This is a genomic window from Rhizobium sp. YJ-22 (assembly GCF_029601685.1).
Taxonomy (GTDB): domain Bacteria; phylum Pseudomonadota; class Alphaproteobacteria; order Rhizobiales; family Rhizobiaceae; genus Metarhizobium.
The window spans coordinates 338,797-349,974 of sequence record NZ_JARRIR010000002.1 but is presented as its reverse complement, the minus strand read 5'-3'; the positions used below and the strand labels follow the sequence as shown (position 1 = coordinate 349,974).

Genomic DNA, 11,178 nt, shown 5'->3' with positions numbered 1-11,178 from the left:
TTGAACATGGAAAAAATCGACTTCATCGTCACCGAAAAGGCCGGCCTCTGGGTCGCCGGCCGGCGCTCGCCAGGAGCAGGCAGTGCCTTGCCGCTCACCGAAGAGGAAGCTGTCTATGCGCTCGATGCCGGCGAACTGCGCCGCCCGGACGCGAAACCGGAAGTCGCCAAGAAACCCTCCAAGCCGGCCGAGGCCTGACGCGCATGCGGGTGGGGCTTAACGAGCGCACGGGGCAGTTGTTGACGGGATGGGCGCATTGCCAGCAGTGCATCCGCCGTTGCCTTCGCACGCTCTTCCGCACCCGCGAAATGCGTTACCACCTCGGCAGCGAGGTGCCGGAGCTGCAGGACGACAACCTGTCCGAGGCGACGATCTTCCGCTTCTTCGCCGCGATCGCCGAGGCTCTGTCCGATCCGGACGGCGGCGAGCCCGGTTTCCGCCTGCAGGACATCGAGGTCGTGGCGAGCGGCGCGCGCAGCGGCCGCATCGTCTTTCTGCTGACCGGCGTGTTTTTCCCGCGCGGCCACCTCGGCGATTTCAGCGTCTACGAACGCCAGTCGACTGACTGGATGCTGGAGGCAGCGTGACCTTTTCCTATCCCGCCCCCACGATCCACGCCGAATACGATTACGAAATCCTGCGGTCGCAGCGCATTGCCGAATTCCTGGCATCGTGGGCCGACATGCGCCAGCGCCTGCCCGACCTGCCTGCCTACGATACGCAGTCGATCGAGAACGAAACCGCCGTCATCGCGCTCGGAGCCGCAGCGAAGGGCGACATGTTCCTGATCGCCCGCAGCAATGACGTCGCCCGCGCGGCGCTGCTGGTCGATTATGCCCAGGACGGCGACGTGGACCTGCACGGTCTGGCGACGAAGGTGCCTGCGCATCCCGCCGGCGTCGTTCGTCACTCCGGGGAGAGCGATGCAGATTATGCCGCCCGCATCATCGAGGCGCGCGCTGGCTCATCGGCCGCAGGCCCGGATGAATGGTGGTTGACCCATGCCCGCGCCGCCGATGCGCGCGTGCGCTCTATCGGCCTCGATTATCGCGGCCAGGGCCAGCTCGATATCTATCTGCTGGCGCGCGACAATGGCGGCGTGCCGGATCGGGCGATGCTCGATACCGTCTCGGCACGGTTGACCGCAGCCGGCGTGCGTCCCCGCAATGTCATGCCGACCGTCAAGAGCGCCATCATCGACGAGATCGACGTGGTCGCCGACGTCTGGCTGTTTCCCGATGCGGCCGAAAGCCGATTGGCAGAACTGGCCGCCGATGCCAAGGCCACGCACAATGCCGAACAGGCGCTGGATCGCGACCTGACCCACCATTATCTCACGCGGCTGCTCGATGCCGGCGACGTCTATTCGATTGCCATCGTCGCGCCCACGGCCGACCTGGTCGCCGATCCTTCACGCGCCTATGCCATCCGCTCGATCACGCCCAGGCTGGCGGGGAGGAAGCGTTGAGCGGTCTCCTCGTTTCCGGCCAGCCGCCAGCCACACGGGCAATCGCCGAGGCCAACGATAGCTTCGGCCGTCTTGCCGAGGCTCTCGACCTCGTTCCCCAGATCGGCCGCACCGTCATGCCCGATGGCTGGATGCCGTGGCTGCTGCGCAATGCCGGCCTGCAGGCGATGATGCCCTATGTCGATTGGGCGACCCTCTGGGACAAGGGTCCGGCATGGCTCACCCTTCGCGGCACGCCGGCGGCATCCGTCGAGGCGCTGTCGTGGGTCGGCTGGTCCATCCGTTTCGAGGACGGCGAGATCGGTTCCGCGCTTTATGACCGCTATCATATCCATCTCGACCGCGTACCCTGGCGCGCGGAGCTGGAACGGCTGATCGCGGTGGAGCTGTTTGCCAAGTCGAGCGACAGCATTTTTTTCCGCTTGGTCCATGGTTACGACATTCGCCCGGTGCGCGGCGGCATGTCCCGGTTCGGCGGCGCGATCTTCGGTCGCTTTTCCGGCATCGATGTCCGCCCCGATTGGCCGCGCCTGTCATTCCGGGCCACGGGCGTCATGCATTGGCCCGCCTCGACGAAAGTGTCTGCGGCCGAAACGCTGACGGTTGCCGCCTGGGCCAGCCTGCGCGGCGATATCATCTATGGCAATTCCCGCTTCTGCAGCCGTCCGAAGGCCGGCCCGGTCTTTGCTATGGAGCTGTCGGACAGCCTGTCGCTGACCGGCGCGCTTGCGGACCATCGCGCCATCGATGCCGCCTTGCCGGTCGCCGGCGTCGTCGGCGGACGCACCCGCTTCGCCGGCCGCCAGGCCGTCTTTGTGCCCTATCGCCTGTTGTCGGGCGAAACACCGATGCTCGCGTCCTACCGGTTCGGCCAGCGTCTTCGCCCGGCCGAGATCGAGCGCGTGCTGCGCATCCCCGACCCCATCGACCTTGCCGCCCTGGTCGATGCCGGCGCGACTGTCGATCTGCGCGAGCAGTTGCTCGACCGCGCGGCCGTCACCGTCGCGCCTTCCATCCTTGCCGCCGACACGCCGGATGGCCCGGCCCATGTCGGCACCATCGCCACACTCGACAACGCGCCCTGGTCGGGCCTGCCCTGGGGCGATGATGCCCTCGGCAGCAGCCCGCGTGTCCAGGCAACAGAGGAGACCACATGAGCGTGCTCAAGACGCGCGGCCGCGCCGATATCGCCGCCGCATACAAGGCGCTCGCCGCCATCGCCAATCATTTCATGATCGCTTTCGGGGCGGGCCAGAACTGGTGGGGAAGCCAGCAACAGGTGCTGCTGGCGCTGGACGGCGACGGCAAGGCCCAGATCAACCCGACGCATGTCCCGGTGACCGCGCCGGTCATCCGCTCGGCCGATGGTGTCACGCTCTATCAGGTCGGCACCGATTACCTGATCAGCACCGCGACGGGCGCGATCGAGCGCGTGGTGTCGGGCGCGATCGCCGGCGGCGCCACCCTACAGGTCAGCTACACGGCAAGGGTTCCCGAGCCCGACCTGACGACGCAGGTGCTGGTCGATGAAGTCGGCCGCGTGCCGGTTTCGTCGGTGCAGTTCATCCTGCCCTTTGCCGAGGCCAACGATGCCGGCGCGCCCTTCGTCGTCATCGAGGGCGCGAAGTATGCCCTCTCGGCGACCCCGACGCGCATGCTGCTGTTCTCGGCCGTGCTCAACGCCACCGATGGCGTCGGCGATCCCATCCGCGAATATGCGCTGTTTTCCGGCTGCGCCGTCGATGCCGGCTTGCCGCCCGGCCAGACCTATTTCGAGCCGGCCGACATCGTCACCTCGGGCGCTTGCGTCATCGCCAAGCATCGCAGCCCCGTGCCGCATGACGGCACGGTCGGCCTCGCCATGTCCATCATCCTCGAAATCTAAGGGCCGACCATGCCGTCTTTTCCGCTCTACTACCGTGACGCCTTCGATCCCGAAAAGCACCGCGCCAAGCCGCTGTTCCAGGAAGGCGAATACTTCTTCGCGCAAGACCTCAATGAAGGCCTGAGCGCCGAGCGCCATTCCCGGCGCGGCCTTGCCGACGCCATCTTCCGCGACGGCCAGGTGCTGCGCGGCGCGCAAATCCTCGTCAACGCCCAGACGGGCGCGACCACGCTCGATGCCGGCCAGGTCTATGTCCAGGGCATGATGCGCGATCTGGCGGCCGCCACGCTGACGATCCCGGTTTCCGGCGAAGTGCTGGTCGGTGTCATCCTCGAAACCCGCGTCGTCACCTCGCTCGAAGACCCGGAACTGATCGGCCAGAATTTCCCGACGCGGGCGCTCGATGCGCATGGCCTGCCGCGCGCAGACTGGCTTGTCGAAACGCCGCGCTGGGGCTCGACCGCCGAGACGCTGGCCGATACGGCCGACGTCGCCTACAGCTTCTTCGCCGTCTACACGGTGCGCGACGGCGTCGTGGTCGATACCGCGCCGGCCACCGATGCGACGGCCTTTTCCGCCCTGGTCGAGCGCTACGACCGCGAAAGCAACGGCCATTATGTCGCCCGCGGCTGCGGCGTCACCTATCTCGACACGACGGCCGGCGCGCAGAACTATTCGCTGGCTGAAGGCGTCGCCAACGTCGATGGCCGCAAGATCGACCGTCCGTCCTCGGTACGCCTGACCTATGTCGAGGATCCGGACCTCGAGCGCATCAACGCCGAACCGCATCTGTTCACCGATGGCGGTTCCGGCAGCCTGGTCATCACCCTCAACCGCACGCCGATCGCCACCATCCACGATGTCAGCGTGCTCACCGAAAAGACCGTGTCGGTCACGCGCGGCCAGTCGAGCGGCGGGCGCGATCCGCTGCCCGACGCGCAAATCCAGCAGATCATGGAGGTCAAGCAGGGCGGCACAACTTACACGGCCGTCACGTCCTACAACCGCCTTGGCGACGAAATCGACTGGTCGCCGGCAGGCAGCGAGCCGTCGCCCGGCAGCTCCTATTCGGTGACCTACCGCTACAAGAAGTCCATCGCGCCCACGGCGCAGACGGCCACGACGGTCACCGTCGCCGGCGCGGTCACCGGCTCGGAAGTCGATATCGACTATTCGTGGAAGATGCCGCGCTTCGACCTGATCGCGCTCGACCGGTTGAACGCCGTGCATCGCATCAAGGGCGTTGCCTCGCCCTACAATCCGCAGCGCCCGAGCCTGCCGGCCGGCCTGCTGGAGCTGGCCGAGATCGAGCAGCGGTGGACGACGGGCTATCCCCTGGTGCGCGATACCGCCATCCAGGCGCTCCCGAAATCCGACCTGAAGGCGATCCGCGATGCGGTCGTCGAGAACCGCCAGGAGCTGGCGCGCATCCGCCTTCAGTCCGAAGCCTCGGCCCGCAACCCCGCCGCCGTCAACGGCATCTTCGCCGACAACTTCGACAATGACGATCAGCGCGACGCCGGCATTGCCCAGACGGCATCGATCGTCAACGGCGAGCTGACGCTGTCGATCGCGGCCACGCTCGACAACATCAACACCGGCGGAAACGGCTGGACGCTCAACTACACGCTGGAAGACGTGATCGTGCAGCCCCTGTTCACCAGAGCTTTCAAGATCAATCCCTACCAGAGCTTCGCTCCGGTCCCGGCCAAGGTGACGCTGACGCCGTCGATCGACGAATGGGTGGAGATCGATACGCAATGGGCCAGCCCGATCACACAGACGATCATGCGCACCCCGTCCCAGGGCGGTTCGGGCTCGACCTCGACCGACGTGCTGTTGTCGCGCTCTACGGTGGCGGCCGAATTCCTGCGCACGCGTTCGGTGGAGTTTTCCATATCCGGTTTCGGCGCGGGCGAGCAGCTCGCCACCCTGAAATTCGACGGCATCGACGTGACGCCGAACCCGAAGCCTGCCGCCAACAATCTCGGCGTGCTGGCCGGCCTGTTCACCGTGCCCGCCAACATCCCGGCCGGCACCAAGACGGTCGAGGCGGTCGGCGCTGGCGGCTCGCGCGGCACGGCCACCTATACCGGCCGTGGCACGATCACGATCGAGGAGCGCCGGCGCGTCACGACGATCTTCCAGCAGTTCGATCCGGTCTATCAGTCGTTCACCGCGCCGCCCGAGGGCATGCACTTCGGCGGCTTCGTCTTCCGCTTCGCCGAGATCGGCAACAAGAACGAACCCGTCGTCGTGCAGTTGCGGGATGCGGTGCAGGGCCAGCCCGGCCGCACGGTGCTGGCGGAAGTCACGATCGACATGCATCAGGTCAACACCGTGGCGGATGTCGAGCTGGTGTTCTCGACGCTGCCCTGGATCGATGGCGGCGTCGAAGTCACCGTCGTCTGGCTCACCAACGATGCCGATCACGCGATCGCGGTCGCCGAGCTGGGCAAGTTCGATGCGCATCTGCAGCGCTGGGTCACGGCCCAGCCCTATCAGGTCGGCGTCTTCGGTTCGTCTTCGAACAACCGCGCCTGGACGATCCATCAGGAGCTGGACGCCTATTTCAAGGTTCGGCGGCCGGTGTTCACGCAATCGACCCGCACCATCGAGCTTGGCACCATCCAGGCGACGGCGCTGACCGATATCCTCGCCCTTGCCGGCGTCGATATCCCGGCCGCCGCCACCGGTGTCGATCTCATCTTCGAGCGGCCGAACGGCCAGCAGATCAAGCTTGCGCCCGGCGCTGTCGTCTCCCTCGATACGGCGCTCAATGAAAACCTGACCGTCAAGGCAATCTTACGCGGCGTCGCCAATGCCTCGCCGATCCTGTTCCCCGATCCGCTGATCGTGCTTGGAGTGCTGTCGGCCAGCGACACCTATGTCAGCCGGGCCTTCAACTGCGGTTCCAACCGCACCGTCCAGGCCGAGTATCGCGCCCGCATTCCGGGCACGGCGACCGTCGCCGTCCACGTCCAGCAGACGAACGGCACCTGGACGTCCGTGCCGCTGGATAGCGTGGCCGACGATAGCGAAGGCTACAAACGCTACACCCACAAGCTGACCGGCTTCAGCGCGCCGACCACGCGGGTGCGGGTGACGCTGACCGGCTCGGCGCTGCATCGCCCGCGCGTGTCCGACCTCGTCGTCATGCCGCTGACGGTCTGACCGGAGTAGTCCATGACTGAGACACCAAACCGCAACCTGCCGCTGATCGATCCCGACCAGCCGCAACGCGACGGCGCAGCGCGGATCAACACCGCGCTCACCGCCGTCGATGCTGAGATCGCGGCCTTGCTGCTCGCGCTCGGGCAAAAGGCCAATGCCGCCGATATCGGCCCGGCGATCACGGCGGCGATCAATGCCCTGGTCGCCGGCGCGCCCGCCGCGCTCGACACCCTGGCCGAAGTCGCGGCCAAGCTCGCCGAGAATGACGATGCGGTCGCGGCGATCATGGCGAGCCTCGCGACCAAGGCCAACGCCGCCAATGTCTACAGCCGGGCGACGGTGGACGGCATGGTGTCGGCCGAGGCGCAGGCCCGGGCCGACGCCGACACAGCCGAGGCGACCGCGCGGGCGAGTGCAATCGCCACCGCAGTCGCGACCCTGACGACGTCGATCAATGCCAAAGCCGGGAAGCTGATCTTGCAGACGAAGAATACCAACTTCGCTGCTTCTGCTGGCAACGCCTACCTGATCACGGCCGGCATCATCTGCACCTTTCCCGCATCGCCGGCTGTTGGCGACCGGATCGGTATCGTCACAGAAAGCGCGATCAAGGACACGCCCTGCACGATCAATTTCGCAGGCGCGACCTTCGACGGCGCGACCGCCAACCTTGTGATCGGCGTGCCGACGTCGCTGATCCTTGAATTTTATTCCGGCGCCTGGAGGCTTGTCTAATGGGTATTCGTGAGAGCCTTCTGGGCAGCACCGCGCTTTCCCCCACGCGCGAATGGCGCCGTTTTCTGACGTCGCGCACCTTCACGCCTGACAGGGACATGGATGTTATCATCCATGCCATCGGTGGCGGTGCCTCCGGCGGCGTTGCAAATGCAGGTGGCTATGCCGTTTCCTTAGCCACAGGCGGCGGTGCCGGCGCGTATGTCATGAAGCGCGTTACGCTCAAGGCGGGCGTTACCTACACTTTTGCGATTGGTGCGGGGGGTGCTGCTGTCGTTGGAAGCACCAGTTACCCGACCAGGGCAGACGGCAACGATGGCGGCGATACCACGGTTACCGGTGGCGGTCTCGCCATCGTCGCCGGTGGCGGCAAAAAGGGCACATCCAGAAACGGGACCAGTCCGCACACCACGACGCTGCTCAACGGCGGTCTCGGAGGTATCGCGTCTGGTGGTGACGTCAATCGAAACGGTGGACGTGGTGGCAATGTCAATGCAGGCTCGCTGACCGGCAACGGGTCCACGTATCTGGCTCAGGCAACCGGCGGCGGCGCGGTAAACCTCCTCGGAGAGGCGGAATGCCGTGGTGGGGACATCGGCCCGATCAACTATGGCACCTCATCGGGCCTGGGCTCCACCGGTGGCGCCGGAATCGGTGAGAATGGTTTTAACCTTGCCAATACGGGTGATAGCACGCTCGGCGGTGGTTGCGGAAGCATCACGGGCTTGGGAGATGCCGCAGCGACGACGTTAATCGCACGCTCGTTTATGGGCTTTTGGGATAAGCTGGGGCCAAGATCTAGCAGCAGTTCTGTGAGTTCGGGCCCGGGCGCAGGCAATCCCGGAATGTCAAACAGCTCATATACACCGGGTGAGTTCGCCGGTGGTGGCAGTTACGCCCATTTTGGTGCTAGCGGCACAACTTCGGCAGCGACCTACGGCGGCGGCTCAGGCGGCTCGGCTGGCGGGTCAACAAGCACCGCGCCCGGTTCTGGCAAGGGCGGGGATGGTGCAATCTTCTTGGAGATTTTGTCGTGACGGCTGCGATCTACAAAATCGTGAACGAGGCCGGCGACGCGGTCAATCAGATCGTCGCCGACGAAGCGTTTGTCGAGGCGGCCTACCCGGGACGGTGGGAGCTGGTGGGGCCGATGCCAGAGGCCCCCTCGCCAGCACCAGCCTATCCAGCGCTCTCCCGCCGCCAGCTCCTCCTTGGCCTTCTTTCGATCGGCGTCACCGAAGGCGACGTTGAGGCCGAGATCACGGCGGCCGTATCCGATCCGATGGAGCGCGAAGCCGCCCTGATCGAATGGCGCGCCGCCGGATCGTATGAGCGCACCCATCCCCTCATCGCCGACATCGCCACCGCCATGAACCTGCCCGCCGAACAGGTCGATGCCCTCTGGCTCTGGGCGGCGGGGCTGTGATGTCTTGCCGCTTCAAGGCGGCGATGATAAGCCTTTGACACTTCCTCAAAGCGGATTTGAAGCGTTGCCCCTGACACTGTCAGGGGCGCGTCCGCGCGCGCGAAATGGTCTGATAGGCACGCAACTGCCTGCGAGGACCATGGATGGCCACCGAATTCAATCACGGCGTCCGCGTCATAGACGCCGGATCGTCGTCCCGCCCGCTCGAAGTCGCCGATGGCTCGACCATTGGCCTCAATTTCATTGACCCGACCGCCGACAACACCCTTTTCCCGATGGATGAGCCGGTGCTGTTTTATTCCCATGAGGTCGACAAGGTCACGAAGCTCGGCACCACGCCCGGCAATCTCGCCGTCGATCAGGTCAACGCCGCCAAGGCGCAAGGTATCGAAGTCTGCATCGTCGCCGCCCGTGTCGCGCATTCGGTAAAGACCGATCCGGTTCAGAAGGCCGAGGAAGAACTGGCGAGACTGGTCGGCTCCGCCGGGCAGATGACCGGCGCGCATGCGCTGTCCTATGCAGAAGGTCATGTCGGTCGTTCGGTCGATATCTTCACCGGTGGCGCGCGTTCGGCCGGCCGCGTCTCTGACGCCAAGAACCCCTATGCCGATGCGCTCGATCAGGTCTCGCGCAAGGTCAAGGGCGTCTTCGTCTGCGACACCGGCGGTCCGGATGCTGAAGCCAGCCTGGAATATGCCGCCGACTTTTCCAGTCGCTTCGGCTATCTGGTCGATCCCTTCGTGCGCGTGCAGTCCGGCACGTCGATCATCGCCAAGCCGGCATCGCCCTTCGCCGCTGCGATGTTCGCAAAGCGCGACAAGCAGAAGGGCGGACCTTATTTCTCACCGTCCAACCAGGAAGTTGCCGGCATCCTCGGCATTGCCCGGCCGGTCACCTATTTCGACGGCGAGATCGAGCACGAGGCCAACCTGCTAAACAAGAACGGCATCGCGACGTTCATTCCCAAGCGTGTCATCCAGCAGAGCGGCGGGGCGTTTTCGGCCAATGGCCGCATTCTTTGGGGCAACCGCACCACCTCGGCCGATCCTCTCTGGCAGTTCGTCAACGTGGTCCGCACACGCGCCACGCTTGAAAAGGCCATCGTCGCCGGCTTCCGCCCTTGGGCGAATGACGAAAACATCTCGGCGCAGCACGTCATCTCTGTGATGCGCACGCTGCAAGACCTGATCGACAGCATGATCGACATCGGCGCCATTCTCGGCGGCGCGGTCTATTTCGAGCGGTCCGCCAACACCAATGCCAGCATTCGCCTGGGCAAAATCCGTGTCGAATTCGACGCCGAGGAAGCCCCGCCGCTCGAAGACCTGATCTTCGGTTCGCGCCGCAACGAAGCCTATATCGACAACCTCGCGGCCGATATCCAGCGCCGCGTCAGCGTCGAATTCGGCGGCACCATCGCCGACTACCTCGCCGCCGCCTGACCGGAGACCATCATGTCCCTGCGCCTTCTTCGAGGGTTCACCCTCATCATCAACGACAACATCAATCTCGCCCTTGAGATCGAGACCATGCAGCTCCCGACGCTTGAGGAAAGCCTTGAGACGTTCCAGCCGGGCGGCGCGGACGGCGAGATCGAAATCGCCGGCATGGGCACCAAGGCCCTGAAGTGCCCCTTCAAGACCAAGAGCCACCGGCCCGAGGTCGCAGGCTATTTCGGCGGTGCGCCGGGCGTGCGCCTGCCGTTCACCGGCCGCAAGCTGATCATCGACGAAGAGGACGGCTCCGAACATGAGCACGCGGTCGACATGCGCGGCCGGCTGACCAAGCTGTCCGGTCAGGAGATGAGCGGCGGCAAGGTCACCGGCTACGACAACGAGATCGGCGCGATCTGGGACTACACCGAATATTGGGACAACCGGATCATGCATCGCTTTTCCTTCAAGCGCGGCGGCTGGGTCGTTCGCAATTTCGAGGCGGTCAACATCGGCCGTCAGCGCATCCTCTTCCCCTAAAGGCTTTCCATGTCTACGCTCAAAACCCAGATCGAAATCCCGCTTTCCGTTCCGGTCCCCGTCACCGGCGCGGATGGCAAGGAGGCCCAGCGCGTCAAGCTGACCATGACGCGGCCCAAGGTGCGCCACACCAAGTGGCTGGCGGCGCTGATCGGCAAAGACCTGGTCAACATACTTGCCGGCGACGATGGCGCGTCCGAAAAGGACGGCAAGACCATTGCCCGCGAAATCTTTGGCCAACTGCTCAACCAGGACAAGCTCGACGGCCTGACCTTGCTAGTCGCCGATCTCTGCGGCGAGGACCAAGCCGTCATCGATAACATCGACGCGGCCGACATCATGGCCGTTGGCATGGCCTTCGCCGGTTTTTTTCCCGCACTCCAGTCCGTAGCGTCTGGACTGTCGCCGGCGACCTCGCCGTCTTCGGACGCTACGACCCAAGCCTGATCGACGGCCTCGACTGGATCGAGGCCATCATTCTGTTTTCCCACTTCGCGCGCCGCATGCCCCCAAGGAC

12 protein-coding genes are annotated in these 11,178 nt (G+C 65.1%); all 12 read left to right on the top strand.

Annotation, left to right across the window (positions count from 1 at the left end; all coding sequences use genetic code 11):
- Positions 1 to 6 precede the first annotated feature (6 nt).
- The 12 genes from P7F60_RS06240 to P7F60_RS06185 all read left to right on the top strand — a co-directional run bounded on the left by P7F60_RS06240 (position 7) and on the right by P7F60_RS06185 (position 11,108).
- The gene (locus P7F60_RS06240) at positions 7 to 198 is read left to right on the top strand and encodes a hypothetical protein (protein ID WP_277916850.1); all 192 of its coding nucleotides are present in this window, start codon (positions 7 to 9) and stop codon (positions 196 to 198) included.
- A 5-nt stretch (positions 199 to 203) separates the two neighbouring features.
- Positions 204 to 587: a baseplate assembly protein gene (locus P7F60_RS06235; RefSeq protein ID WP_277916849.1), complete on the top strand. Its 384-nt coding sequence runs from the start codon at positions 204 to 206 to the stop codon at positions 585 to 587.
- The gene (locus tag P7F60_RS06230; protein WP_277916848.1) at positions 584 to 1,468 is read left to right on the top strand and encodes a baseplate J/gp47 family protein; all 885 of its coding nucleotides are present in this window, start codon (positions 584 to 586) and stop codon (positions 1,466 to 1,468) included. The genes P7F60_RS06235 and P7F60_RS06230 overlap by 4 nt, the downstream gene beginning before the upstream one ends.
- Positions 1,465 to 2,625: a hypothetical protein gene (locus P7F60_RS06225; RefSeq protein ID WP_277916847.1), complete on the top strand. Its 1,161-nt coding sequence runs from the start codon at positions 1,465 to 1,467 to the stop codon at positions 2,623 to 2,625. Before P7F60_RS06230 ends, P7F60_RS06225 begins: the two co-directional genes overlap by 4 nt.
- Positions 2,622 to 3,353, top strand: a complete 732-nt coding sequence (locus tag P7F60_RS06220) for a hypothetical protein (RefSeq protein WP_277916846.1) — start codon at positions 2,622 to 2,624, stop codon at positions 3,351 to 3,353. The genes P7F60_RS06225 and P7F60_RS06220 overlap by 4 nt, the downstream gene beginning before the upstream one ends.
- Positions 3,354 to 3,362: 9 nt before the next feature.
- Positions 3,363 to 6,527 carry a DUF4815 domain-containing protein gene (locus P7F60_RS06215; protein WP_277916845.1) on the top strand — a complete coding sequence of 1,055 codons (3,165 nt, stop codon included), beginning with the start codon at positions 3,363 to 3,365 and terminating at the stop codon, positions 6,525 to 6,527.
- A gap of 12 nt (positions 6,528 to 6,539) precedes the next feature.
- Positions 6,540 to 7,262, top strand: coding sequence for a hypothetical protein (locus P7F60_RS06210; RefSeq protein WP_277916844.1), 723 nt, complete (start codon positions 6,540 to 6,542; stop codon positions 7,260 to 7,262).
- Positions 7,262 to 8,299: a glycine-rich domain-containing protein gene (locus P7F60_RS06205; protein WP_277916843.1), complete on the top strand. Its 1,038-nt coding sequence runs from the start codon at positions 7,262 to 7,264 to the stop codon at positions 8,297 to 8,299. The genes P7F60_RS06210 and P7F60_RS06205 overlap by 1 nt, the downstream gene beginning before the upstream one ends.
- The gene (locus tag P7F60_RS06200; protein ID WP_277916842.1) at positions 8,296 to 8,688 is read left to right on the top strand and encodes a hypothetical protein; all 393 of its coding nucleotides are present in this window, start codon (positions 8,296 to 8,298) and stop codon (positions 8,686 to 8,688) included. Before P7F60_RS06205 ends, P7F60_RS06200 begins: the two co-directional genes overlap by 4 nt.
- A 143-nt stretch (positions 8,689 to 8,831) precedes the next feature.
- Positions 8,832 to 10,130 (top strand): phage tail sheath subtilisin-like domain-containing protein, encoded by a 1,299-nt coding sequence (locus tag P7F60_RS06195; protein WP_277916841.1) that lies wholly within the window; start codon positions 8,832 to 8,834, stop codon positions 10,128 to 10,130.
- 12 nt (positions 10,131 to 10,142) lie between these two features.
- A complete protein-coding gene (locus tag P7F60_RS06190; RefSeq protein WP_277916840.1) occupies positions 10,143 to 10,661 on the top strand; it encodes a phage major tail tube protein in 519 nt (172 codons plus the stop codon).
- A gap of 9 nt (positions 10,662 to 10,670) precedes the next feature.
- The gene (locus P7F60_RS06185) at positions 10,671 to 11,108 is read left to right on the top strand and encodes a hypothetical protein (RefSeq protein WP_277916839.1); all 438 of its coding nucleotides are present in this window, start codon (positions 10,671 to 10,673) and stop codon (positions 11,106 to 11,108) included.
- The last annotated feature ends 70 nt before the right edge of the window (positions 11,109 to 11,178 follow it).